This window comes from Shewanella sp. TB7-MNA-CIBAN-0143 (assembly GCF_040310065.1).
In the GTDB taxonomy this organism is placed as follows: Bacteria; Pseudomonadota; Gammaproteobacteria; order Enterobacterales; family Shewanellaceae; genus Shewanella.
Map to the genome: position 1 here is coordinate 312,151 of NZ_JBEOPL010000001.1, position 26,223 is coordinate 338,373.

Annotated in this window: 24 protein-coding genes; 18 read left to right on the forward strand and 6 right to left on the reverse strand. The window is 41.5% G+C overall.

Translation table 11 applies throughout. The features are described from left to right. Nucleotides 1-46 precede the first annotated feature (46 nt). The 5 genes from ribBA (at nucleotide 47) to AAEY97_RS01340 (ending at nucleotide 3,714) form a co-directional block, all read left to right on the forward strand. Nucleotides 47-1,150 (forward strand): bifunctional 3,4-dihydroxy-2-butanone-4-phosphate synthase/GTP cyclohydrolase II, encoded by a 1,104-nt coding sequence (gene ribBA, locus AAEY97_RS01320; protein ID WP_101085667.1) that lies wholly within the window; start codon nucleotides 47-49, stop codon nucleotides 1,148-1,150. A 123-nt stretch (nucleotides 1,151-1,273) separates the two neighbouring features. Beyond that, nucleotides 1,274-1,750 carry a 6,7-dimethyl-8-ribityllumazine synthase gene (gene ribH, locus AAEY97_RS01325; protein ID WP_011636512.1) on the forward strand — a complete coding sequence of 159 codons (477 nt, stop codon included), beginning with the start codon at nucleotides 1,274-1,276 and terminating at the stop codon, nucleotides 1,748-1,750. Between the two features lie 13 nt (nucleotides 1,751-1,763). Next, nucleotides 1,764-2,168 (forward strand): transcription antitermination factor NusB, encoded by a 405-nt coding sequence (gene nusB, locus AAEY97_RS01330; RefSeq protein WP_101085664.1) that lies wholly within the window; start codon nucleotides 1,764-1,766, stop codon nucleotides 2,166-2,168. Between the two features lie 87 nt (nucleotides 2,169-2,255). Then, nucleotides 2,256-3,212, forward strand: a complete 957-nt coding sequence (gene thiL, locus AAEY97_RS01335; protein ID WP_350995957.1) for a thiamine-phosphate kinase — start codon at nucleotides 2,256-2,258, stop codon at nucleotides 3,210-3,212. A 10-nt stretch (nucleotides 3,213-3,222) separates the two neighbouring features. After that, nucleotides 3,223-3,714 (forward strand): phosphatidylglycerophosphatase A family protein, encoded by a 492-nt coding sequence (locus AAEY97_RS01340; protein ID WP_350977719.1) that lies wholly within the window; start codon nucleotides 3,223-3,225, stop codon nucleotides 3,712-3,714. Nucleotides 3,715-3,926: 212 nt separating this feature from the next. Here AAEY97_RS01340 and AAEY97_RS01345 read toward each other — a convergent pair whose 3' ends face one another. The 6 genes from AAEY97_RS01345 to barA form a co-directional block, all read right to left on the reverse strand. After that, nucleotides 3,927-5,069, reverse strand: a complete 1,143-nt coding sequence (locus AAEY97_RS01345) for a hypothetical protein (protein ID WP_350995959.1) — start codon at nucleotides 5,067-5,069, stop codon at nucleotides 3,927-3,929. Between the two features lie 71 nt (nucleotides 5,070-5,140). Further along, nucleotides 5,141-6,799: a DNA repair protein RecN gene (gene recN, locus AAEY97_RS01350; RefSeq protein ID WP_350995961.1), complete on the reverse strand. Its 1,659-nt coding sequence runs from the start codon at nucleotides 6,797-6,799 to the stop codon at nucleotides 5,141-5,143. A 128-nt stretch (nucleotides 6,800-6,927) separates the two neighbouring features. Continuing rightward, nucleotides 6,928-7,896: an AEC family transporter gene (locus tag AAEY97_RS01355; protein WP_101085650.1), complete on the reverse strand. Its 969-nt coding sequence runs from the start codon at nucleotides 7,894-7,896 to the stop codon at nucleotides 6,928-6,930. 88 nt (nucleotides 7,897-7,984) lie between these two features. Then, on the reverse strand, nucleotides 7,985-8,185 hold the full coding sequence (locus tag AAEY97_RS01360; RefSeq protein WP_101085648.1) for a DUF3319 domain-containing protein: 201 nt from the start codon (nucleotides 8,183-8,185) through the stop codon (nucleotides 7,985-7,987). Between the two features lie 84 nt (nucleotides 8,186-8,269). Then, complete coding sequence (locus tag AAEY97_RS01365; RefSeq protein WP_101085646.1) at nucleotides 8,270-8,866, reverse strand: YjaG family protein; 597 nt, start codon at nucleotides 8,864-8,866, stop codon at nucleotides 8,270-8,272. Then, nucleotides 8,856-11,714, reverse strand: a complete 2,859-nt coding sequence (gene barA / locus AAEY97_RS01370; RefSeq protein WP_162022550.1) for a two-component sensor histidine kinase BarA — start codon at nucleotides 11,712-11,714, stop codon at nucleotides 8,856-8,858. Before barA ends, AAEY97_RS01365 begins: the two co-directional genes overlap by 11 nt. A gap of 102 nt (nucleotides 11,715-11,816) precedes the next feature. On the opposite strand from barA, the gene rlmD reads away from it, so the two are divergent. The 13 genes from rlmD to rpoS all read left to right on the forward strand — a co-directional run bounded on the left by rlmD (nucleotide 11,817) and on the right by rpoS (nucleotide 26,101). Continuing rightward, entirely contained in the window at nucleotides 11,817-13,196 is a 1,380-nt protein-coding gene (rlmD, locus tag AAEY97_RS01375; RefSeq protein ID WP_350995963.1) for a 23S rRNA (uracil(1939)-C(5))-methyltransferase RlmD, read from the forward strand. Between the two features lie 184 nt (nucleotides 13,197-13,380). Beyond that, nucleotides 13,381-15,588 (forward strand): GTP diphosphokinase, encoded by a 2,208-nt coding sequence (gene relA / locus AAEY97_RS01380; protein ID WP_350995966.1) that lies wholly within the window; start codon nucleotides 13,381-13,383, stop codon nucleotides 15,586-15,588. A 91-nt stretch (nucleotides 15,589-15,679) separates the two neighbouring features. After that, the gene (mazG, locus tag AAEY97_RS01385; protein ID WP_350995968.1) at nucleotides 15,680-16,501 is read left to right on the forward strand and encodes a nucleoside triphosphate pyrophosphohydrolase; all 822 of its coding nucleotides are present in this window, start codon (nucleotides 15,680-15,682) and stop codon (nucleotides 16,499-16,501) included. Between the two features lie 114 nt (nucleotides 16,502-16,615). After that, nucleotides 16,616-18,253, forward strand: a complete 1,638-nt coding sequence (gene pyrG / locus AAEY97_RS01390) for a CTP synthase (RefSeq protein WP_101085637.1) — start codon at nucleotides 16,616-16,618, stop codon at nucleotides 18,251-18,253. A 274-nt stretch (nucleotides 18,254-18,527) separates the two neighbouring features. Then, the gene (gene eno / locus AAEY97_RS01395) at nucleotides 18,528-19,829 is read left to right on the forward strand and encodes a phosphopyruvate hydratase (RefSeq protein ID WP_101085635.1); all 1,302 of its coding nucleotides are present in this window, start codon (nucleotides 18,528-18,530) and stop codon (nucleotides 19,827-19,829) included. Nucleotides 19,830-19,929: 100 nt separating this feature from the next. After that, nucleotides 19,930-20,232 carry a cell division protein FtsB gene (gene ftsB, locus AAEY97_RS01400; protein ID WP_101085633.1) on the forward strand — a complete coding sequence of 101 codons (303 nt, stop codon included), beginning with the start codon at nucleotides 19,930-19,932 and terminating at the stop codon, nucleotides 20,230-20,232. Between the two features lie 61 nt (nucleotides 20,233-20,293). After that, entirely contained in the window at nucleotides 20,294-20,992 is a 699-nt protein-coding gene (gene ispD, locus AAEY97_RS01405; protein WP_162024290.1) for a 2-C-methyl-D-erythritol 4-phosphate cytidylyltransferase, read from the forward strand. 61 nt (nucleotides 20,993-21,053) lie between these two features. Then, nucleotides 21,054-21,533, forward strand: a complete 480-nt coding sequence (gene ispF, locus AAEY97_RS01410) for a 2-C-methyl-D-erythritol 2,4-cyclodiphosphate synthase (protein WP_101085630.1) — start codon at nucleotides 21,054-21,056, stop codon at nucleotides 21,531-21,533. A gap of 27 nt (nucleotides 21,534-21,560) precedes the next feature. Beyond that, a complete protein-coding gene (gene truD / locus AAEY97_RS01415; RefSeq protein ID WP_350995972.1) occupies nucleotides 21,561-22,634 on the forward strand; it encodes a tRNA pseudouridine(13) synthase TruD in 1,074 nt (357 codons plus the stop codon). A gap of 3 nt (nucleotides 22,635-22,637) precedes the next feature. Continuing rightward, nucleotides 22,638-23,387, forward strand: coding sequence for a 5'/3'-nucleotidase SurE (gene surE / locus AAEY97_RS01420; RefSeq protein ID WP_162022554.1), 750 nt, complete (start codon nucleotides 22,638-22,640; stop codon nucleotides 23,385-23,387). After that, nucleotides 23,384-24,019: a protein-L-isoaspartate(D-aspartate) O-methyltransferase gene (locus AAEY97_RS01425; RefSeq protein WP_101086297.1), complete on the forward strand. Its 636-nt coding sequence runs from the start codon at nucleotides 23,384-23,386 to the stop codon at nucleotides 24,017-24,019. The genes surE and AAEY97_RS01425 overlap by 4 nt, the downstream gene beginning before the upstream one ends. Nucleotides 24,020-24,118: 99 nt before the next feature. Continuing rightward, the gene (locus AAEY97_RS01430) at nucleotides 24,119-25,051 is read left to right on the forward strand and encodes a peptidoglycan DD-metalloendopeptidase family protein (RefSeq protein WP_443024112.1); all 933 of its coding nucleotides are present in this window, start codon (nucleotides 24,119-24,121) and stop codon (nucleotides 25,049-25,051) included. A 78-nt stretch (nucleotides 25,052-25,129) separates the two neighbouring features. Continuing rightward, nucleotides 25,130-26,101 (forward strand): RNA polymerase sigma factor RpoS, encoded by a 972-nt coding sequence (rpoS, locus tag AAEY97_RS01435; RefSeq protein WP_101085622.1) that lies wholly within the window; start codon nucleotides 25,130-25,132, stop codon nucleotides 26,099-26,101. Nucleotides 26,102-26,223: the final 122 nt, after the last annotated feature.

Below are 26,223 nucleotides of genomic sequence, written 5' to 3' on the forward strand. Positions count from 1 at the left end.
AATGCCTAAGGTTTAAATCAAACACTTACTAAATAAAGGTCTGACAATGGCGCTACATAGCATAGAAGAAATCATTGAAGATATTCGTCAAGGTAAGATGGTTATCTTGATGGATGATGAAGACAGAGAGAATGAAGGTGATTTGATCATGGCCGCTGATAAAGTGACGCCAGCAGCAATCAATTTCATGGCAACCTATGGCCGTGGATTAATTTGCCAAACAATGACCAAAGAGCGTTGTCAGCAGCTTAATTTGCCTTTAATGGTTACCAATAATAATGCCCAGTTCTCGACTAATTTTACCGTATCAATTGAAGCGGCGACCGGAGTCACAACAGGTATTTCTGCTCATGACCGTGCAGTGACCGTACAAGCTGCCGTTGCCAAAGACGCCAAAGCCTCTGATTTAGTGCAACCTGGACATATTTTTCCGTTGATGGCACAAGAGGGCGGAGTATTAACCCGCGCTGGCCACACTGAAGCGGGTTGCGATTTAGCGCGCTTAGCTGGCTGTGAACCTTCAGGCGTCATTGTTGAGATTTTAAACGAAGATGGCACCATGGCGCGCTGTCCAGACTTAGAAATATTCAGTGAAAAACATGGGATTAAAATCGGTACTATTGCCGATTTAATCGAATACCGTAACACTAACGAAACTACCGTTGTACGTGAAGCTCAGTGTAAATTACCCACTCGTTTTGGTGAATTTACTATGGTGACGTTTAGAGACACTATCGATAATCAATTACACTACGCCTTGGTTAAAGATGAAGTAAAACCGAATTGTTTGGTGCGTGTGCATTTGCAAAACACCTTTAATGATTTGCTGCATTCTGAACGTGATCAAAAGCGCAGTTGGCCATTAGAAAAAGCCATGGAGCGGATTGCTTCCGAAGGTGGCGTTTTAGTACTACTGGGTAATGATGAACATACAAGTAATTTATTGGCCAAAGTAAAAGCCTTTGAAGCTGAAGATAATGGTCAATCTCCTGCGCCAGCAATGTGGCAAGGAACATCTCGTCGTGTTGGCGTAGGCTCTCAAATTCTGTCGAGTTTAGGTGTCAGCACTATGCGTTTACTCAGTTCGCCAAAACGTTATCATTCACTGTCTGGTTTTGGTTTAGAAGTGACTGATTATATAGCTGAATAATTTTGGCTTGTGGTAAATTTAACAAATTCATTAATTGCATAGCGCTCAGGGCTTTTGGCTGTGATATCATAACGCCTCTTTTTGCCCCGAGCCGGGTGCTTTAGCTAATTTAGGTAAGATAGAATGAACGTAGTTCAAGGTAATATCGAAGCGAAAAATGCCAAAGTGGCGATCGTAATATCGCGATTCAATAGCTTTTTAGTTGAAAGTCTGCTTGATGGTGCAATAGACACATTAAAGCGTTTCGGCCAGGTCAGTGACGACAACATTACTGTTGTTCGCGTACCTGGTGCAGTTGAATTACCGCTTGCAGCAAAACGTGTTGCAGCAAGTGGAAAGTTTGACGGTATCATTGCATTAGGTGCTGTCATTCGTGGCGGTACACCTCATTTTGAATTTGTTGCTGGTGAATGTAACAAAGGTCTTGCACAAGTTGCATTAGAGTATGATCTTCCTGTTTCATTCGGTGTATTAACTACTGATACCATTGAGCAAGCTATTGAGCGCTCGGGTACTAAAGCAGGCAACAAAGGTGGCGAAGCAGCCCTTAGTTTGCTTGAAATGGTTAATGTACTGCAACAACTAGAACAACAGCTGTAATAGTAGGAAAAGTATGAAACCTTCAGAGCGCCGTAAGGCCCGCCGTTTAGCCGTTCAAGCCATTTATTCATGGCAGTTAAGTAAAAACAAAGTTGCTGACGTAGAACATGAGTTTTTAACTGAACAGAACACTGACGGTGTTGATGTCGCTTATTTTCGTGAGTTGTTAACTGGTGTAGCATCAAAAACATCGCAAATTGATGAGCTGTTAAAGCCGCATCTTGATCGTAATTTTGAAGAAGTGTCACCAGTAGAAAAAGCCATTGTGCGTCTGGCAACTTATGAGTTGACCTTCCGTAAAGATGTGCCGTTTAAAGTGGCGATTAACGAAGGTATCGAGTTAGCGAAAGCGTTTGGTGCTGAAGATAGTCACAAATTTGTCAACGGCTTGCTTGATAAGTTAGTGAAGCATAAGTAACACCAGAACGGTATCTTCGGATACCGTTTTCATTTGTTATTAATTGTTTCAAAATTGAGGTGGACGGTTTACCGTACCAGACTGAATGTGAAAGAATTCCAACTCATTGAACATTACTTCCGCAATAAAGGCCTAAAAAGGCGCGATGTAGAGTTAAGCATCGGCGATGACTGTGCGTTAGTGAATCCTGCAGACAATAAATCGATAGCGATTTCTTGTGATACCCTCGTTGAAAATGTCCACTTTTTAGCAAGCATTCCTGCTCATGCTTTAGGTTATAAATCGTTAGCGGTTAACCTTTCTGACCTCGCCGCCATGGGAGCAGAACCAGCCTGGTTTACCTTAGCACTGACGCTCCCCAATGTTGACCAGCCTTGGTTGGAACATTTTAGTGAAGGCCTGTTTGAGATTGCAGAATATTATGGTATTGCCTTAATTGGTGGTGATACTACCCGTGGACCTCGCAGTATCAGTATTACGATTAATGGCCAAGTTCCTAAAGGTACTGCATTAACTCGTGATGGTGCAAAAATTGGTGATTGGGTCTATGTCACCGGCACTTTAGGTGACTCAGCTTTAGGTCTTGATATCCTCAGAGGCGTTAAAACGGTTAACACTGAAGATAAAGAATATCTGATTAATCGTCATTATTATCCAACGCCTCGTGTTTTAGCTGGCCAAGCTCTGCGTACACTTGCCACCAGTGCTATCGATTTATCTGATGGCTTAATGTCTGATATTGGACATATATTAACGGCATCGAAAGTGGGCGCCATCATCGATGTGAATCTAATTCCGTTATCAAACTCAATTAAAGCCAATCTTAGTCATGAAGATGCATTAAGCTATGCACTCACGGGTGGTGAAGACTACGAGTTATTGTTTACGGTTCCAGAATCACAACGCGGCGCAATTGATACCGCGTTAATTCATGCTGGTGTCAAATTTGTAAAAATTGGTCAAATCTGTGCAGGTGATAAATTAAAACTAGTCGAAAATGGGTTGGAATTTAACCCGATTTCACGTGGCTTTGTGCATTTTTAATTGAAGTACTATGAGATTATTAACCCAAGATAAATTCGTAAAAAAGCTGTCTTTAGCCCATCCAATTCACTTTTTGGCATTAGGCTTTGGCAGCGGTAAAGCGGCAAAAGCACCGGGTACCTTTGGTACCTTAGCCGCGGTGCCCATAGTGTTGCTCATGCAACAGTTAAGCTTAACTAATTACCTGACCATTACCTGTATTTGCATGCTCGCTGGCTTTTATATTTGTGGCAAAGCAGCTAAAGATATGGGCGTACATGATCATGGTGCTATTGTGTGGGATGAAGTGGTTGGGTTGATGATCACCATGATTGCAGCGCCTTTAGGTTTTATGTGGTTAGCACTTGGTTTTGTACTATTTCGCTTTTTTGATATCGTCAAACCATGGCCTATTCGCTGGCTCGATGCCAAAGTACATGGCGGTTTTGGGATAATGATTGATGATGTATTGGCGGGAATCTTTTCGTTAATAGGTGTGCAACTAGCGGTGTATTATCTATAACTGATTATCTATAACTGATTATCTATAACTGATTATCTATAACTGATTATCTATAACTGATTATCAATACCTGATTGTAAGTAGCTGATCATAATCAACGATTAGCAAAGAATTATAAATGCACTTATAAATGGTACCTAAATACATAAAAAGAGCACATTTGTGCTCTTTTTTGTCGATAATACTCATACTAAATCAGTTGCAGCTACTTACTAGGATGATTTTGCGGTAAGTAGATTCGTCCGCAATTGCTCTAACTCTGTATTCATATTGGTTAAACGTTGTTTGTAATCTGTTCCATAAACAGTGCAATTAAATAGTTTACCAATCGGATTGTAGCGTAACATCCATAATTGCTGAAAATAATTGTCGTTAGCACAATAATTTGGTTCTTTGAGCGTGTGCATCGAGGTAGTTGAAACCGGTTCCTTTACTAAGCTGACAATATACTCAGCCATGAGATTGTCACTGTCTGTTGGCTTAAGCAACGCATAGGCTAACCATTTCTCATAAAAAGCCACGCTATCAGATTGCACTTCAATTAACATTTGTTCTGTAACGTTATGGGCAAAAAGCCATTCTCCAGAAAATATCCGTTCAAAATCACTATCAGTTAATTCGAAAGATGTTTGCCAAGCTGTGACTTTGGTTGCAACAGCTGCATCAGTGGTTTTAGCTAAGGTGCTAGCTAAATTAAGCTGATATTTGATCATGTTAACGGCAATCATATGATTGAGTGTTGAGCGAGATGAGTGATAAACCATATTCCAAAAATGTGCATCTTTGTTTAAAAATGCCACTGTAGCTTGTTGGTCAAGTTTGTTGTCAGATGTATCAACACTTATTATCGCAGCAAGCTGACGAACATCTCTTAACTTAAAAAGCAGACCCCAATGAGCTTGATTGTTTGGGGTTAAAGACTGTGGTTCTTCTTGCCAATAAGGCATATCTAATAATGTATTATATTGTTGTATATTAGCTTTATGAGCGCCAATGACATTTCTAATACTATCGCTATTATCGCTAATAAATTGACTGCATATTATCAAATCCGTTTGATAACAAGCCGTTTTAAAGTTGTCAGTTAACTCAACTTCTTGCTCGCTGAAGCTGATTAATGGTTTTTTATCATTTGTTTTATCGTCTCCTATTGTGCCTACGATAGTAATTGCATACTCATAGCCATTTTCGCTAGGGTCGATAGGTTGCTGTTTTAGCCAGTTTTCAACTAAAAGAGTGTTAGGTGACTTTGTTCTGTCTGTTGCATTAATGGCCATTAAACAGACAACGGTAAATACCAGTAAGCTGCATATTAGCCCGACAAAAATACCCAAGCCCTTTATTACTTTCATCATTATGATTTATCCGTAAATCTATTTTAACTTTACGTTAACATATTGATTTGCTTTTTATAAGTGCATAACGATTATTGCAACAACTCACGGGCATTCGCCAAGGTATTTTCGGTAATGACATCACCACCTAATAAGCGCGCAAGTTCATTCACCCGTTGGTCTTTATCCAACGTCTGCATGGTCGTTTCGGTGTTGCCACCTTTATTAAATTTATTAACAAACATATGTTGATGACCATTACCTGCAACTTGCGGCAAATGGGTGACACACAATACTTGAGTTGATTCGCCAAGGCTGCGTAACATACGACCGACTACCGATGCTGTTGGTCCAGAAATACCCACATCAACTTCATCAAATATCAGTGTCGGAGTGGCGACTTTTTTAGCCGTGATCACTTGAATCCCTAATCCAATACGCGATAACTCACCGCCAGAGGCCACTTTAGAAATCGGTTGTAATGGTTGCCCAGGGTTTGTGGTCACCATAAATTCAATGCTATCGCAGCCATTAACTGAAATGTTGTCCGGATTATGATTAATCTGAATGGTAAATTTACCCTTAGGCATATTGAGCTCATGGATAGACTGGGTGACTAGCTTGTCCAATTCTTTAGCATAACGGCTACGACTTTGACTCAGTTTTTGTGCATTGGTTAAGTAGGCATATCTGGTGGCTTCAAGTTGTTGTCTTATACCATCTAATTTAGTTTCGTCATCAGCAAGTTCGGCTAATTCACTCATCAATGCTTGATGATGTAGCGCCAACTTATCAGCACTCACATGATGTTTGCGCGCCAATTGCATTGCCGTTGAAAGACGTTTTTCTAAATAGGCAAAATGTTCTGGATCAAGCTCTAAACTGCTTAAATAACTTTCAATTTCGCTAGCGCTTTCTTGTACTTGAATTAACGCATCGCTGATCATAGTGCTGATAGGCGCAAGGGATTCATCATATCCTTGAAGCGTATCAGCAATACTGGCCACTTTATTAAGCAGAGATTCTATATTGCCTTCATCACTTTCGGTCAATAAATGCAAACCTGCTTGGCAACGTTCAATTAAATCTGTGCCATTGGCTAAGCGTTTGTGTTCTTGTTCTATTTCATCAAATTCTTCCAAGCCTAAGTTGAACTCATTAAGCTCTTCTACTTGATATTGCAGTAGTTGTTGACGCGAAATACGTTCGTACTGAGCTTGTTCAAGATGCTTTAGCTCGTTTTCCACTTGTTTGCAGCGTTGATAGCTAGCGCTAACGCTATCGAGCAGTATTTTGTGGTTAGCATAGTGGTCGAGTAGGTTTAATTGATGCTCGCTTTTAAGCATTGCGTGATGAGCATGCTGGCCGTGAATACCAATCAATAGGTGACCGATGGCTTTTAATTGCGTCACGGGCACAGGATTACCATTAATGTAGGCTCTTGAGCGGCCATCACTGTTAATGGTTCGACGTAATATGCACTCATCTTCAGCATCAAGATCGCTATCTTCAAGCCAGCGTTTGGCTAAAGGTACATCATGAAGGGTAAATCGTGCACTCACTTCGGTTTTGGAGGCTCCAGGCCTGACAGTGTTGGCATCACTTCGATTACCAAGGCATAACCCAAGCGCATCGATAGCAATCGATTTGCCTGCACCTGTTTCGCCGGTGATGCTTGTCATACCGGCTTTAAAGTCGAGCTCTAAAAAACGCACGATAGCAAAATTGTTGATGCTGAGTTGGCAAAGCATAATGAATTCCTGTCAATGAAACTACCAAACTACTGTATTGATAAACAGTATATACTGATTTTATATACAGTAAAGTGGTTGAGGAATAATTATCGCTGACTATTTTATCATCTAGATTTGATTGATCATTAAGCAATGGATTTTAAAAGTGTTTCTATTATCGGCAAACTGATAAAAGTGATTAATGTGCCATATAAAATACCTTGGGCGCTGACATTGGCGTTAATTTGGTAGCGGTCGGCCAAAAGGTACACACTTGCTGCTGTCGGTAACGCTGCCAAAATGACTCCCATGGTCAGTAATTCCTTTTCTACGCCGAACAGTTTGAGTAAACCAAAGGCAATTAAAGGTTGAATAATTAGCTTGAGTAAATTGATTAAATTCAGTTCCGCAATCAAACCAACACTGAACATTTTTGTGCCAGATTGATGTCGTAATGCTTTGGCAAGTACCATTCCTATAGCAAACAGTGCACATGGGCTAGAGGTATTTCCCACCTGATGTAGCATTAAGGCCAAACTATCCGGTAAGGTAATATGCAGTGCTGATAAACCGATGCCAATAACACTGCCAACCACGATTGGATTTTTATACAGGGCATTAGCCATGATGACGATGGCATGGTCGGTTGATTGTTTATCACGGCTGGCTAGCTCAATTGATACTAAAGCAAAAGCAAACATGAACACCGACAACAAGCTGGCAATCGCTGCAGCGACTAATGCCATTTTATGACCTGGGAATAATAAACTCAGCAATGGAATGCCAATAAATGCGGTATTACCAAACGTAGCATTTAATGCGCGCATGGCGGCAACTGCTTGTTTTTTAGGTGTGCGAATTAGTGATACAACAATCACTAAAGCATAAGTGATGATCATCGCCAGACTAAACCCACCGATAAAGCCCCATTGAATAATGTCTTCAATGCGCGTTTCAGCTAGCACAATCAGTAATATAGCGGGGAAAGCAATGTAATAAACAAACTGATTGAGGATCAAATCGGTGTCTGCTGGCAACAGTCGCATTTTTTGAACAATACTGCCGAGCAGCATAATAATAAATACAGCGATTAGCGGGGTAAGAATACTGGACATCCCTCGCAATTCCTTAGCAAAATGATAATAAGGTCACTTTACTGCTTTTCGATAGGCGGATGCAATTAGGCTAAAGTTAAACGAGTGATTATTTGTCAGATTTTAAGGCTAAATTCGCTTTTGATATTTTCGGTGGAGGTAATATTCCAAGTTCAGAAAAAAAATGCACTTGCCGCCTTAACTCAAATAACGAACCCACTCGTACTTGATTGCCAATCACTAGCGTCCAGTTATCAGTTTTACCATTGGTGTTACTGAAAGTGAAACCTTGATAAAAAATTCTTCTCATGGCGCGACACCTAATAAAAAGCCTGAATAATTTCAGGCTAAATGACGTTTATTGGCAGTAACCGATCCGTGCTACAAGTTTTTGCTACAGGCTAATACCAATATTAGACACACCGGCTTCGATAATATCTTTACGTAAACCTTTAACCAGTTCGCTGGTTATGTCTGGATTAGCTTCGACAATGTCGAGTAACATGCCTTGTAATTCTTTTTCTTGTTCCATTACTGGGTGAGAAAAAACAAACTCATCGAGTTCTTCATCCATTAATGACTCATCGCTAATAGCTTCAATATAATTGGCGACAGTACTTGATGATAACTTACTGATGTTAGTAATATCTTCTTCAATTTTTCCATCTATCGCACCCATTAAGGTGGCAATGGCTACAGCCGCATCCATGGCGGGATAAGCACCATAGGCTTCAAACTCGCTAGGATCAGGGGTGTTTTCATCGAGGCGCTGTAAATGCACATCAATATTGAACTTAAGCTTTTTGTCATATTGGCTTTGCCATAATAACTCTAGCGCAGTACTTAATACCTGCGGTTGGCCAAATTCACATACTTCAGAAAATAATTGATAGTTTGGGAGCATTCTTTGACACAGTGCGAGTGCAAAAAGTTGCTTCTGAGGTAACGACAATGCCTTTAGGCGTTTAAAAAAACCGGTTTTACTGGTCATTGGGAACATCCACTGATAGCTGGTTTATCACTTGATTTGCAGCTGATTCTACCTTAGTTAACTCATCAAGTAACTCTAGTATTTCAGGTTCTAGGTCATCGATGTCAATTTTATGCTTTAATGCTGACTCAATATCCCGGCAGAGCTTTTGTGTTGTCGGTACACCGCAATAACATGTTGCACCATGCAGTTTATGCACTGCCTGCAACAGTGTCTCTGCATCTCTGGCTATTAATGCTTTATCGATAGTTGCGGTTGTTTCCGGTAATGAATTAACTAACATCTTTAACATGTCTAAGGCTAAATCAGTTTTCTGGTTTGCTTGGGTTAAACATAAATCCCAATTGAGAACATGGGTGTCGAAATGAGTAAATTGAGGTTTAATTATCCAGCGGCTGATAACGCTTTTAAGTGATAATTCATCAATCGGTTTAGGCAAGAAACCATCCATACCGCTAGCTAAAATATTCTCACGCTCTTCTGCTATAGCATGTGCCGTTACTGCAATAATCGGCGTATTACGGTTGAGTGATTCTGAACGTATTTGCTGGGTTGCGGTTATGCCGTCGGTTCCTGGCATTTGAATATCCATGAAGATTAAGTCAAATGCTTGTTTTTTAGCTTGTTGAATCGCATCGGCGCCATTATTAACGGTCACCACATTGTCGACTAGTTCTTTGAGCAAAGTATCAATTAACTTTAGATTGGCCATGTTGTCGTCAACGGCTAATACTGATGCATTGAGGCGTTGTGTTACATCAAGATTTATTTGCTCAGGTAAACTGACAAAAGTAGAAGGTACTGGTGGATATATTAAATGATGCGCTAGGGTAAAATCGCTCACTGGGGTGCTGAGCAACACATCTGCGTTGACTTTTAGCACATTGATTATCATGTCTTGATCTAGACAGTCATGTAATAAAATCAGGCAGTCAGTATGTTGTTTGGCTTGCTGTAATAAATGGATAAAAGACGCATTGTCGGCAAAACCATGGCAGCTCATGATGATGTAATCAAATTTGCTGTTTTTAGTTTGTAACACGGAGGTGAGATTTTCTGGATTGGCCACATTAGTGATAATTAATTGCCACGACACTAAGCGGCGATTTAATGTATCGCGGGTTAATTCCCGTGGTTCATATAATAAGACTGATTTATGTTGCAATGCATCAACCGGCAACACTTCGCCAATTTCAAATTGACTGATCCCAAGTGGCAGAATAAACCAGAAATTTGAACCTTTATTTGGGGCCGAGGTAAAGCCTATCTGGCCACCCATCTGGTTGATTAAGCGTTTAGTAATCACTAAGCCCAATCCTGTGCCTCCAAAGCGACGTGAAATGGATGAGTCGGCTTGACCAAATGCTTGGAATAAATATTCTTGCTGACTCTCATCAATACCAATACCGGTATCAATAACTTCGCAGCGCAGGGTAATGTTATCTTCGTCCTGACCCACTAAGTGTATTTTAAGTATGACACTGCCTTTGTCGGTAAATTTAATAGCATTACCAACTAAGTTAGTAATAATCTGGCTGACTCTCATCGCGTCGCCACTGACACTTTCTGGCACATTAGCATCAATGTCGATAACCAGTTCTAGGCCTTTCTCTTGTGCACTACCGGCAATAATAGTCAGGGTTTCAGTTAGCGTTTCTCGCAGTGCAAAAGGCATTTTTTCTAATATCATTTTACCGGCTTCCAGTTTAGAGAAGTCGAGAATATCGTTAATAATACCCAGTAGGTTACTGGCGCTGCGTTCAATGGTTTTTATGTAGTCGAGCTGGCTAGTATGCAGTGGTGTTTTTAATAACTGTCGTGCAAATCCGATGACACCATTGAGTGGCGTTCGTAACTCGTGCGACATGTTGGCTAAGAACTCTGATTTAATCCGACTCGCTTCAAGCGCGCGTTTTTTGGCAATATCGAGTTCAACGTTTTGAATTTCAATCTGCTCGAGGGTTTCGCGTAAATCAGAGGTCGCTTGATCAATATTTTGCTGCATTTCATCGTGGTATTCAGACAATGAACTTGCCATTGCGTTGATCCCTCGTTTGAGTAGATCCAGTTCCCCAATCAAATTGCCTTCTAGGCGAGTGTCGAGTTTACCTTCACGAATTTTGGCTACCACTCGCACCATTTCGGTAATGGGGTAGTTCACGTGTTTGACTAAGCGGAAGGTAAAAAATAGGTTAAATTGCACGCCGATTAATACGATAATAAACGCCGCTATAGCCGCTCGATGTTGTTCGAGCAAGGCGTTCTCTTTATTTAGTAATACTGATATGTAGCCTAATATTCGCTCTTGTTGATTATTGTAAATTGGCGCAACGACACCATTGGTAGAGGCATTATTATCGATGTCGCTGTTACTTTGACGATTTATACTGGCAACATGTTTTTGTTCTAACCCAGTATGGGATATTATTGGCACACGAATGACTAAGGTATCGCCAATCGTTTCATGTTCTGTACCGATTAAGTTTGCCAGCGTTTGTTTGTAACGCATCGTTTCAAAATCTTTGTGGTAGTGCGAAGTGACAAAGAGTTGGTTTTCGGCATCAAAAACAGCAATAGATAAGATTAGCGATGCATTGTTTATCTGCGAGGCGGCGAGTAAAAGTTTAGTTGATTCACGGTCTTGAGTGATAATACCAAATTCACTGGCAATGGCTAATGGCTCAACAATGTTGCTGCCTTTTTCAATTAAGGTTTGTTCCAATTCATAAAAGCGGTTTATCGTGAAATAACTTCCAAGTAGAATACCCACTACAATAGTGGGCGCTAACGCAAGTACCAGAACCCAAGAGCGTAGGCTGTATTTGGTCATATTGTTGGCACTTTTCATGGCTGTTAGGTATATCCCTGTTACTAAATCGCTGTTATTCCGTCTAGACTGCCAGATATGGCGCACTCTTGACTAGTTTTTTATTCAATACCTGAGGCCGAAATGGCACAATTTTTCCAAGCAAAACCGAACAAATCTAAGCAATTATCAGCAAAGTTAAGCCTCAGTGTCACTCAACTTGACCATTTAGGTGCAGGCATAGCGCAACATCAAGGCAAAATAGTGTTTATTCCGGGAGTGTTACCGGGAGAGACGGCTACGGTGCAATTTGTCGAACAAAAGAAAAGCTACGCTAAAGCCAAGCTCATCACTATTGAGTCTGCATCGGCTAATCGAATCAAACCTCATTGCCCACATTATCAACAATGTGGCGGTTGTGATTTGCAGCACATGGACACTAATGCGCAACGCGAGCATAAGCAAACCGCCTTGGTTGATTTAATCAGCAAGCTGTCGAGTGCTAAAGCCATTGATGCTGATATTATCGCTGACCCTATAGTGGGTGAGGCCTGGCATTATCGCCGACGCGCAAGATTGGCCACATTATTTGATAAAAATACTCAGCGGTTACAACTTGGGTTTCGCGCCGGAAATAGCAATAAAATTGTTTCCATTCAGCAGTGCCCAGTGTTATCTGAGTCATTGTCTGCTTTGATTACTCCATTAGCGGCTAATTTAAATCAACTTAAAGCTAAGGCCAGTTTAGGGCACGTTGAACTCACCCAAGCTGATAACGGTAATTTTGCGGTACTAAGAGTGACTAAAGTATTACCGGCTTCCGATATTCGCTGGTTAACGGGCTTTGCCGAAAAACACCAGCTTAACTTATTATTGCAAGATGATGCTGGTCAATTAACCCAATTGTTCCCCTTGCTGCCTGTTGTTGATGCCGCGGGTGATGAAGCTGTCGCGTTACCTTATTATCATCTTGCACAGGAGGCTGTTCGTTGTTCATTCACTCCTGGTAATTTTGTCCAAGTTAATGGTGCTATTAATCAGGCCATGGTCGATCAAGCCATCCAATGGTTAGACCCTCAACCAGGTGAGCGTATTTTAGACCTATTCTGCGGTGTGGGTAATTTCAGTTTACCGTTGGCATTAAAGGCAGCAGAAGTCATTGGTGTTGAAGGCGTGCCTGAAATGGTGCAACAAGCCAAGCAAAACGCTGTCGACAACCAATTGGATAATGTGACTTTCTATCATGCGGATTTAAGTGCTGATCTATCGACACAAACATGGTTAGGCAAAATTGATAAACTGTTGCTGGACCCTGCTCGAGCAGGTGCTTTTGAAAGTTTACAATGGTTACAGAAAATGCAACCTAAAAAAGTGGTGTATGTTTCATGTAATCCGGCAAGTTTAGCGCGTGACAGTAGTGTATTATTAGCCAGTGGATATCGAATTGCCCAAGTAGGATTAGTCGATATGTTTCCGCAGACGCATCATATTGAAGCCATGGTGTTATTTGATTTAAATATTTAAACAACGATTTTTTAGCCGCTTACGATAAGTATGCTAAAAAATTGGCCAACTGAACGCTATTGAATTGACAAAATAATATTGCGCTTCAAGATAGGTTGTTCAGTTGGTGTTAACACCATATATGCACACTATGCCATGTGCATATGGTTGGATGTCAGTCGGTCATGCGGCTAAGGAAGGGTTCATGGTATCTGTTCGCGAAGCACATTTTAATACGCAAGTATTCCAATTAGATGAGTGGGTCGCTCGTTATCTCGACGACAAAGATGATGCTCAGAAGTTATTGGTATTGATCCAGCAAGTTGAGGCCTTACCGGTTAAAAACAAACTGGCCCATACTGAGCTGCTTGCGCGTGCTCGCGAAATGATCGAAATCTTAGCGCCGCTGAATATGGACATTGAAACGCTACAAGCCGCAGTATTATTTTTGCTATTCGATACTGGCGTTCTCAATGACGAACAAATCCTAGAGCAATACGGTGAAAACCTTGCAAGGTTAGTTGCCAGCGTTGTGACCATGAATGCCATTGGCGCATTAAAAGTCAGTCAAAATTCGCGCGATGCCGAACCTCAAATAGATAACATCCGAAAAATGTTATTGGCCATGGTTGAAGATGTTCGTGCCGTAGTGATCAAATTAGCCGAACGCGTATGCTTACTGCGTGCGGTAAAAAACGCCGATGAAGAAACTCGGGTATTATTAGCACGAGAAATTGCTGATATTTATGCGCCATTAGCAAATCGCTTAGGCATTGGTCAATTAAAGTGGGAGCTTGAAGATATTTCTTTTCGCTACTTGCATCCAACTGTTTACAAAGACATTGCCAAACAGCTTGATGGTAAACGTGTCGACCGCGAAGTGTTTATCGACAAGTTTGTGACTCAGTTGCAGCAGCGTTTAGATAGCGATGATATTCGCGCCAAAGTGTACGGCCGCCCTAAGCACATTTACAGTATTTGGCGAAAAATGAAGGGCAAAGATCTCAAGTTTGATGAGCTTTTTGACGTCCGAGCTGTACGTATTGTCACCGAAAGATTACAAGATTGCTATGGCGCGTTAGGGGTTGTGCATGACCTTTGGCACCACATTCCGCGTGAGTTTGACGATTACGTAGCAAATCCAAAACCGAACGGCTATCAATCTATTCATACCGTAGTTGTTGGTCCTGAAGGCAAAACCGTAGAAATTCAAATTCGTACCGAGGCGATGCATCAAGATTCTGAACTTGGGGTTGCCGCGCACTGGAAATACAAAGAAGGTGCCAGCAATACCAAACAAACCGGTTACGAAGAAAAAATTAACTGGTTGCGTAAAATTTTACAGTGGCAAGAAGATGTCGCTGAAAGTGGTAATTTGGTTGACGAAGTCCGTAGCCAAGTATTTGAAGACCGAGTCTATGTATTTACCCCAAGTGGTGAAGTCGTTGACTTACCTTTAGGTTCTACCGTACTCGACTTTGCTTATTATATTCACTCTCAAGTGGGTCATAAGTGTATTGGTGCAAAAGTCGACGGCCGCATTGTGCCATTCACTTACCAAGTTGAAACGGGTGAGCGCATTGAAATTATCACGTCAAAAACACCCAATCCAAAACGTGACTGGCTCAATCTTAATTTAGGTTATATCAAGTCGTCACGTTCGCGTTCAAAAATTCAACATTGGTTTAAGCAACAAGACCGCGATAAAAATATTGCCGCGGGTAAAGAAATGCTTGAGTCTGAATTAGCCCGAGTGGGTCTTAAAGTTAAAGATGCGGCAGTGGCGGTAGAGCGCTTTAATTTAAACTCTATGGATGACATGCTGGCGGCTATCGGTGGCGGCGATTTACGCTTAAATCAAGTGGTTAATTTTACCGATACCAAAATTCGCAAAGTAGAAGACACTGACGAAAACTTACTTGAAGACATTATAAAGAAAGCGTCGCATAAGCCTAAAAAGTCGAGTAAAGGCCAAGTCGAAGTTAATGGTGTTGGTAATTTAATGAGCCACATTGCGCGTTGTTGCCAACCCGTTCCCGGCGATGAAATTTTTGGTTATATTACTATGGGACGGGGTATTTCTGTGCACCGTAGTGATTGCGAGCAAGTGAAAGAATTAATGCGTGCCCACCCAGAACGCAGTGTCGATGTGATTTGGGGTGAAAACTACTCTGGTGGTTATCGTATTCGCGTTAGAGTACTTGCCCATGATCGCAGTGGCTTATTACGAGATTTAACCACAGTGCTAGCGGCAGAGAAATCCAATGTGATGGCCATGAGTTCATCTTCTGATGTTAAAAGCCAAACGGCCACCGTAGAGCTTGAACTTGAATTGTATAATTTAGATGGCTTATCACGGATTCTCGGTAAACTGTCGCTTGTTGATGGTGTGATTGAGTCGCGCCGATTATAACGTAATTAACATCATGGACTTACCTTGAAGGCATCTACTTGTTAGGTGCCTTTTTCATTAGATTTTATCTTTACAATAGAGGACCGTTTCTGTGGCAGATATCCAATCGTTACTGACCATCATGCAGCAATTGCGCAACCCCGAGTCTGGTTGCCCTTGGGACCAGGCGCAAGATTTTGCCAGTATCGTGCCCTTTACCTTAGAAGAAGCTTACGAGGTTGTTGATACTATTGAGCGACAAGCATGGGAAGAGTTACCTGATGAACTGGGCGACTTATTGTTTCAGATAGTGTTTTATTGCCAATTAGGGCAAGAGCAAGGTAAGTTCGATTTTTCGACGGTAGTGGCGCGAATTAGCGATAAGCTCATTCGCCGTCACCCACATGTATTTGCTCAGTCAGAAAACAACGTTGTTGGTGCCATCACCAATACTCACGATTTAAGCCAAGCGTGGGATGTGTTAAAAGCCAATGAACGTCAGCAAAAACAACTGCACTCAGCGTTAGATGATATCCCTCAAGCATTACCGGCGTTATCTAGAGCACGAAAAATTCAACATCGAGTGGCTAAAGTCGGCTTTGATTGGGCCGAGCTTGAGCCTGTTGTCGCCAAAATACATGAAGAAGTCGATGAAGTACTGGTAGAAGTTAATCTACGACATCAAGATCCTGAATTTTATCAACCGAGAATTGTTGATGAAATGGGTGATTTATTGTTTGCTGTAGTCAACCTTGCCCGTCATTTAAACGTTGATCCTGAACAAGCACTACGTCAAGCCAATCATAAATTTGAACGCAGATTTAGAGGGGTTGAGCAATGTGTAGACAATAGTGGAAAACCGATACAACAGCATAGCCTGGAAGAATTAGACCACTACTGGAATGTAGTAAAACAACACGAAAACATAAATTAAGCTAAAATTTGCGCGTTTAAGTTTGTCGAAACGAGGTGGCTTTGCTATAATATCGCCCCGTCCTAGTGCTTTCTTACAAGCACGTTTTTTCCAACACATTTTCTCAGGTTCAGCATGACTACAAGGTATATCTTCGTTACTGGTGGCGTTGTTTCATCACTAGGTAAAGGCATTGCAGCAGCTTCGCTCGCGGCAATTTTAGAGGCGCGTGGCCTCAATGTAACCATTATGAAACTTGACCCCTATATTAACGTCGATCCGGGTACCATGAGCCCAACTCAGCACGGTGAAGTTTTCGTGACTGAAGATGGTGCTGAAACCGATCTCGATTTAGGTCATTACGAACGTTTCATTCGTACTAAAATGAATCGTCGCAATAACTTTACTACTGGTCGTATTTACGAAGAAGTGATTAGTAAAGAACGTCGTGGTGATTATTTAGGCGCAACCATTCAGGTTATTCCACACATTACTAACGCGATTAAAGAAAAAGTGTTAGCTGGTGGTGAAGGCCATGATGTAGCTATTGTAGAAATCGGTGGCACGGTAGGTGACATTGAATCATTGCCGTTTCTTGAATCTATTCGTCAATTAGGTTCTGAATTAGGACGCGAACGTACACTATTTATGCATTTAACCTTAGTGCCGTTCTTAGGCGCTGCAGGCGAAATTAAAACCAAGCCGACGCAACACTCTGTTAAAGAGTTGCGTTCAATTGGTATTGCACCGGATGTACTGGTTTGTCGTGGCGACCGTGCAATTCCTGCCAATGAAAAAGCTAAAATTTCGTTATTCTGCAACGTAGAAGAACGTGCGGTTATTTCATTAAAAGACGTTGATAGCATCTACAAAATCCCAGCGTTATTACGCTCGCAAGGATTAGATGATTTAGTCATCAAACGTTTTAATTTAGCGTGTAACGAAGCTGATTTGTCTGAGTGGGAAAACGTTATTTATCAAGAAGCCAATCCAAATGGTGAAGTCACTATTGGTATGGTAGGTAAGTACATTGAACTCCCTGATGCATACAAGTCGGTGAATGAAGCTTTAAAGCATGCAGGCTTAAAAAACCGTGTAACAGTGAACATTAAGTACATTGATTCACAAACAGTTGAAGCTAAAGGCGAAGAAGTATTGCAAGGCCTAGACGGTATTTTAGTACCAGGCGGCTTTGGCGAACGTGGCGTAGAAGGCAAGATTTTTGCTGCCAAATTTGCTCGTGAAAACAATCTTCCGTACTTTGGTATCTGTTTAGGTATGCAAGTAGCATTAATTGAATTTGCTCGCCATGTAGCAGGTTTAGAAGGTGCGCACTCAACTGAGTTTAATCCACAGACACCTTATCCGGTAGTGGGTTTAATTACTGAGTGGATTAATGAAGAAGGGGATGTCGAAACGCGTCATGAGTCTTCAGATTTAGGTGGCACTATGCGTTTAGGCGCTCAGCTATGTCATTTAAAAGAAGGCACAAAAGCGGCATTAGCCTATGATTCTGCAACCTGTGTTGAACGTCATCGTCACCGTTACGAAGTGAATAACAACTACATCGATCGCCTAGAAAAGGCCGGCTTAGTGTTTAGTGGTTTATCATCTGATCGTAAACTGATTGAGATGATTGAATTGCCTAATCACCCATGGTTCGTTGCGAGTCAATTCCACCCGGAATTCACCTCAACACCGCGCGACGGTCATGCATTATTTGAAGGGTTCATAGCCGCTTCTTATGCGTATCAAAAACGCGATATCGATTAATGAATCAGCCGCTAATGTATCCATTAGCGGCTTTTTTATTCAAGATACTTGCGTTAGATCATATAATCGCATTGATGGCGTGTAACTGCAGTGAAAACTAAGTTGATGCAAAGTCTAATTCGATTTATCCTAAGCACTAACCGATTTAAAATTACTAAACTGAAAGTTATATACCAATAAATCTGCTTTTTTAAGTCTGTTATGTATTTTTATTGGTATTAACTTTTTATTTCTTTTAATTTTTTAATTTACTTACACAAAGTACGAGGGAATTATGGCTAACATCATTAAAGTGATTGGTCGCGAGATTATGGATTCGCGCGGTAATCCAACTGTAGAAGCAGAAGTGCATTTAGAAGGCGGTTTTATTGGTATGGCTGCGGCACCATCTGGCGCATCAACCGGTAGTCGCGAAGCATTAGAACTGCGTGATGGCGACAAAGCACGTTACTTAGGTAAAGGGGTTCTTAAAGCGGTTGCTGCTGTTAATGGCCCAATTGCTGAAGCACTTAAAGGTAAAGATGCATTGGCTCAAGCTGAACTTGACCAAATCATGATTGACTTAGACGGTACCGAAAACAAAGCAAAATTTGGCGCTAACGCCATTCTTGCTGTTTCTCTAGCAGTTGCAAAAGCTGCCGCTGCTGCTAAACACGTCCCTTTATATGCTCATATTGCTGATCTAAACGGTACACCAGGTGTTTACTCTATGCCTCTTCCAATGATGAACATCATCAATGGTGGCGAGCACGCCGATAACAGCGTTGATATTCAAGAGTTTATGATCCAACCTGTTGGCGCTAAAACTTTCCGTGAAGGCCTACGTATGGGCGCGGAAGTATTCCACAGCCTTGCTAAAGTACTTAAAGCTGACGGTCACTCAACTGCGGTTGGTGATGAAGGTGGTTTTGCTCCAAACTTAGCATCTAACGAAGCTGCACTTGCTGCAATCAAAGTTGCTGTTGCCAACGCCGGTTACGAGCTAGGTAAAGACATCACGTTAGCGATGGATTGTGCTGCTTCTGAATTTTACGACAAAGAAGCCAACATCTACGATCTTAAAGGTGAAGGCAAGAAGTTTACTTCTGAAGAATTTAACTTCTTCTTACAAGGTCTTACTGAACGCTACCCAATTGTTTCTATCGAAGATGGTCTGGACGAGTCTGACTGGGATGGTTTTGCTCACCAAACTAAACTAATGGGCGATAAAATCCAATTAGTAGGTGATGATCTATTCGTAACAAACACTAAAATCCTTAAGCGTGGTATCGACAACGGCATCGCTAACTCTATTTTGATTAAATTCAACCAAATCGGTACTTTAACCGAAACATTGGCTGCAATTAAAATGGCTAAAGATGCAGGTTTTACTGTTGTTATCTCTCATCGTAGTGGCGAGACAGAAGATTCAACGATTGCTGATTTAGCTGTTGGTACCGCGGCTGGCCAAATCAAAACGGGTTCACTAAGCCGTAGTGACCGTGTTGCCAAATATAACCAATTGCTACGTATCGAAGAAGCTCTAGGTTCAAAAGCACCATACAACGGTCTTAAAGAAGTGAAAGGCCAAGGATAATATTTTTGCTTTAGCTTAAAAAGGCCACCACTCGGTGGCCTTTTTTGTTGTACTATAACGGACATATTTTCTAAGGATTACTTCGACATAAGTTAATATTATGAAGCAACTAATATTTTTACTGATTTGTTTATTGTCACTTTTACAGTACCGGCTTTGGTTGGGCGATAACAATTTGTCAGAATATGTCTTATTGCAAACCCAAATAGCAGGCCAAGAACAAAGTAATGGCAAGCTTGTCGCTCGAAATCAAATTCTTAAAGAAGAAATTATCGATTTGAAAAGTGGCACAGAAGCCATTGAAGAACGTGCCCGTAACGAATTAGGTATGGTGAAAGACGGCGAAACGTTTTATCGGGTCGTGGGTAGCGAACTACGTGAACGGAACCCATTTAATCGTTAACGCAGGTTGCACAGCAGGTTTAACCCTCAGTCATATTACTTTAAATATTGGTACTGCATATATGTCAAACAATCCTCGTTCCATTATTGCAATTGTGCCTGCTGCAGGTGTTGGCAGTCGCATGGGGGCTGACAAACCTAAGCAATATTTAATGCTTGGCCAACAAAGCATTCTCGGCCATACATTAGATACATTGTTAGCTCACCCTGATATAGCTCAGGTTATTGTTGCATTGCATCCACAAGATAATTATTTTAGCCAATTGCCACAATCTAAACATCCTAAGTTAACCCAAGTTGTTGGTGGTGGAGAGCGTGCTGATTCTGTTTTAGCTGCGTTAGACTATGCGCATAGTCATAATCCAGATGCGTGGGCTCTTGTTCATGACGCGGCAAGACCTTGTGTAACCCACCAAGATATTACCCAATTGATTGAGTCGGTAGCTATTCATCCTCAGGGTGCCATTCTTGCTGCACCCGTTCGCGACACCATGAAGCGCAGTAACGCCAGTGGTCATATTGTTCATACTGTCGACCGCTCGTTGCTATGGCATGCATTAACGCCGCAGTATTTCCCGGTCTCGATTTTACGAACCCACTTATCGGCAGCATTAGCGGCGCAGGTACCTATTACTGATGAAGCCAGTGCCATGGAATGGGCTGGTATTATGCCGGGATTGGTTAATGGCCGAATGGATAATATCAAAGTGACTCATCCAGATGATTTACAGTTGGCAACTCTGTTTCTGGCGCAACAATAATTAACTGAAATAACCACACTCGTTAATATTAGTTCAAAGCAAGTTAAGATAAGGTTTTTAAATGAATATTCGTATCGGTCATGGTTTTGATGTACATAAATTTGGCGGTGATAGCCCATTGATTTTAGGTGGTGTTACTGTTCCTTATGACTGTGGACTGATTGCCCATTCTGACGGTGATGTTGTACTGCATGCCATTAGTGATGCGATATTAGGGGCGATGGCGTTAGGTGATATCGGTAAACATTTCCCTGATACTGATGCTAATTTTGCTGGTGCCGATAGTCGAGTGCTATTAAGACACTGTTATCAACTTGCACTGCAAAAGCAGTTTGTTTTAGGTAATCTAGATGTCACCATTATTGCTCAAGCACCTAAGATGGCACCCCATATTGAAGCCATACGTCAGTGCTTAAGTGCTGACTTACAAACAGATATCGATAATATTAATGTTAAAGCGACGACTACCGAAAATCTCGGTTTTACTGGACGTAAAGAAGGCATTGCTGTTGAAGCTGTTGTGTTGATGAAGAGCCAATAACCTACAAAATATAGAGAGTTCTGTCACATGAAAGAATTACATTATCTATTTGGTAAACCAATAAGCCAAGCTGATTTACGTACCAATAACAGCGACTTTATTGTTAAAGAAATTTTGCCTTTTACCCCAACAGGGGAAGGCGAGCATCATATGCTTCATGTACGTAAAAATGGCATGAATACCGTATATGTTGCTGAAATATTAGCTAAATTTGCTAAAGTGCATCCCAAAGAAGTGACCTATGCCGGTCAGAAAGACAAAAATGCTATTACTGAACAATGGTTCGGCATACGTATTCCTGGTAAAGAAACGCCAGAGTGGACAGAGCTAAATGACGATAAATTAACCATTCTGTCGAGCAGTCGTCACAGTAAAAAACTGCGCATCGGCGCCTTACTTGGAAATCGATTTGTACTGACATTGCGTAATATCAATGATACTGCTGATGTCGAATCTCGTTTACAGCAGATAGCCAAACTCGGTGTCCCCAATTATTTTGGTGAGCAACGCTTTGGCCATGATGGTAAAAACCTGATCTTAGGTCGACAAATGCTCAGTGGTAGTCGAAACATAAAAGATCGCCATAAGCGCAGCATGTATTTATCGGCCGTGCGTTCCAATATATTCAATCAGGTAGTGTCATTTCGTTTAGCTAATCATCAGGTCGATACCGTCGCTGGCGATTGCGTGATGTTAGCTGGCAGTAAAAGCTATTTTACCGCCGAAGTATGGGATGATGTTCTCAACAGCCGCTTAGCTGAAAAAGATATTCAACTTTCAGCTCCTCTCTGGGGACGGGGAACACCATTAGCACAAGGTGAGGCATTAGCTTTAGAGTTAACGCCATTAGCTGAATTATCGGCCGATTTACAGGGACTCGAAGAAGCGGGTTTATCGCAAGAGAGACGGCCATTATTACTTGAGCCTCAAGGAATGAAATGGCAGTTTGATGCTGATACGCTCACACTTGAATTTGTGTTGCCTGCAGGGAGTTATGCCACCTCGGTGCTACGCGAGCTCGCTGATTACCAAGATGTCCAAGAGTCGCAACGAAAAGTCATGGTTGCCGAGCAACAAGCACAAAAAAATGAAGAGTGTTAATTAATGATTAATATTTTAGTCAGTAATGATGATGGCGTGAGAGCCCCCGGCATCATTGCATTAACCCACGCATTGAGTGAGTTTGCGCAAGTATTAACTGTCGCACCGGATCGTAATTGCTCTGGTGCGAGCAATTCATTAACCTTGACTAATCCATTAAGAATTAATAACTTAGAAAATGGCTATGTTTCGGTTAATGGTACACCGACAGATTGTGTGCATCTCGCGATTAGGCAATTGTGTCAAACCGAACCTGATATTGTCGTTTCTGGTATTAATGCCGGGGCGAATATGGGGGATGACACTTTATATTCAGGCACTGTTGCAGCGGCAATGGAGGGACGTTTTTTAGGTTTACCTGCCATTGCTGTGTCACTGGTTGGAAAATCATTAATCCATTACGATACAGCAGCTGTTTACGCAGCCAAAATTGTAAAAGGGTTGCTGCAACATCCTATTAGTCGTGATCAAATTTTGAATGTTAATGTTCCAGATTTACCTTTAGCACAAATTAAAGGGATTAAAGTTACCCGTTTAGGAGCGCGACATAAAGCCGAAGGTATGATAAAAACCCAAGATCCAGCGGGTAAAGATATATACTGGCTTGGTCCTGTTGGCAGTGAACAAGATTCCGGTGAAGGGACTGACTTTGGTGCTGTAGCTGCGGGATATGTATCTATAACGCCACTCACGGTAGACTTAACGGCATACAATCAACTTGATGGATTAGCCGATTGGATAATAAAAATATGACTCGTGTAGCTTCTACATCAGCAATGAATTTGGCCAAAAAACTGGCCGAGGCAGGGATTCGACATCCTGCGGTATTGCATGCTGTAGCAACAACACCACGTGAATTGTTCCTTGATGGTGCATTAGCTCATAAGGCGTATGAGAATACGGCATTACCTATCGGGCAGGGACAGACAATTTCGCAGCCTTATATTGTGGCTCGAATGACTGAACTGTTGCTGCAACATAATCCTCAAAAAGTGTTAGAAATTGGCACTGGTTCAGGTTACCAAGCCGCTGTTTTAGCATCGTTAATTCCAGAGTTATTCACAATTGAGCGTATAAAAGCATTACAAATACAAGCTCGTCAAAGACTAAAACGTCTAGATTTACATAATGTCGCATTCAAATATGGTGATGGTTGGCAAGGGTGGTCAAACCGTGGACCATTTGATGGCATAATGGTGACCGCTGCTGCTGCGACAGTACCTCAAGCATTGCTTGAACAATTATCCGAACATGGAGTATTGATTATTCCGGTAGGAGAAGACACCCAGCAATTACTCAAAATTACCCGCATCGGACAGACATTCAAATCTGAGATAATAGAGGCCGTTAAATTTGTTCCTCTCATTAATGGAGATTTGGCTTAGTTAACACGATACAAATGATTTTTATCCATTATTGATATTTTCGTTTGGAGTAAGCTTATTTAGCTTAACAATCACCTATTTCCCCGTTAAGGACTTTGTTTGATGAATACCGGTTGGCCCAACTTTGTGGTCTTAGCAATCATGCTCACTGGATGCAGCTTTCAAGCTGATCGTCCCGCACCGGTAGACAGCTTATCGTCAAAAAATCATGGTCCTCGGTATCATAAAGGCTCATTAAAAACCGATAAATATAAAGTACAGAAAGGTGACACACTTTATTCAATAGCTTGGGGGGCTGGACGTAATTTTGTCGAAGTTGCCCGTTTGAATCGTTTATCGGCTCCTTATACTATTTATCCTGGGCAAACGCTTAATTTAGCCACTACAAATAATAGTCAATCGGCACCTGCTCGAGCATCCCAACCTTCTGTTAATTCAGTACAAACCCAAGCCGTTACTAAACCCTATATTTCGAGTTCGAATAGTTCTATATTAAAAACAATCAAACCTACGGTTGCGCCAAACCCAGTCCCAGCAGTCGTTTCAGTCAGAACGAAAAAAGATCTTGATCACAAAGTGAAGCCTGCGTATTCTGTAACAACTACCCAACAAACAATTAACCAAAGTGCGAGTGGTTCTGTCGCTAATTTGCCACAGCAAGTTCAGCAATGGCACTGGCCAGTTAGAGGCCGAATAGTTGGATATTTTTCGGCATCAGAACAAGGCAATCAAGGTATAAAGATTGCTGGTAATCGCGGCGATATTATTAAAGCCGCAGCAGATGGGAGAGTCGTGTATGCCGGTAATGCACTGCGCGGGTATGGCAACTTAGTTATTATCAAACACAATGATGATTTTTTAAGTGCTTATGCGCATGCCGACACGATATTGGTTAAAGAAAAGCAATATGTGAGTGCAGGACAAACAGTTGCAAAAATGGGCAGTACCGGGACACACCAAGTTATGCTTCACTTTGAAGTACGATTTCATGGTAAGTCTGTCAACCCATTACGATATCTACCTAAACAGTAATTGTTTAGCAACATAAATAACGGAGGATAAGCAAGTGAAGTAGATTAAATACCACAAATTAGGTTTGGGAGAGCAATTATGAGCCGCAAAAATAATACTGCTTCAGCAGAATATCTTGTCGATCTAGCTAAACAACCACCAGAAGTTGCAACCGGTAAACGCGATTTGGTGCAACAACTTGATATTGAAGAAAAAGTCCAAGATGACTTACAAAAAAATTTAGACGCTACTCAATTATATTTAGGTGAAATAGGTTTTTCTCCGCTACTGACAGCAGAGGAAGAAGTGTTTTTTTCACGTAAATCCCTCAAAGGCTGCGAAAAGTCTCGCAACCGCATGATAGAAAGTAACCTCCGTCTTGTTGTTAAAATTTCCAGAAGATATAACAATCGTGGTTTAGCGCTGCTCGATCTGATCGAAGAAGGCAATTTAGGCTTAATTCGAGCGGTTGAAAAGTTTGATCCTGAGCGTGGTTTCCGTTTTTCCACTTATGCAACGTGGTGGATCAGACAAACCATTGAACGGGCGATCATGAACCAGACTCGCACTATCCGTCTACCAATTCATATTGTAAAAGAATTAAATGTGTACTTGCGTACAGCAAGACAGCTTGCCCAAAAACTTGATCACGAACCGACCGCAGAAGAAATCGCCGAAAAGTTAGATGTGTCGACCGGTGATGTTAGCCGTATGCTGAAGTTAAACGAAAGAATTACTTCGGTAGACTCGCCTCTGAGTGGCGATAATGAGAAGGCATTATTAGATGTTATTGCTGATGATGATTCCGTTGGCCCTGATTATCGGGTACAAAATGAAGATTTATCTAATTCGATAGTGGGCTGGTTAAACGAATTAAACACTAAACAACGCGAAGTGTTAGCAAGACGTTTTGGTTTACTCGGATATGAACCTTCAACATTAGAGAATGTCGGTGCCGAAATTGGTTTAACACGTGAGCGTGTACGTCAAATTCAAGTCGAAGCGCTTAAACGCTTAAAAGACTTACTTGGGGCGCAAGGACTGTCGGTTGAAGCATTATTCAGAGATTAATGGACAGTGAACGTTTATTGTGAATATTAGGCGGTTGACTATGATCAACACACAAATGATATGTCATCATTAATGTGTCAATAAGGTCAATTAAGGTATTGCGATATTAGGGTTAAGACCTA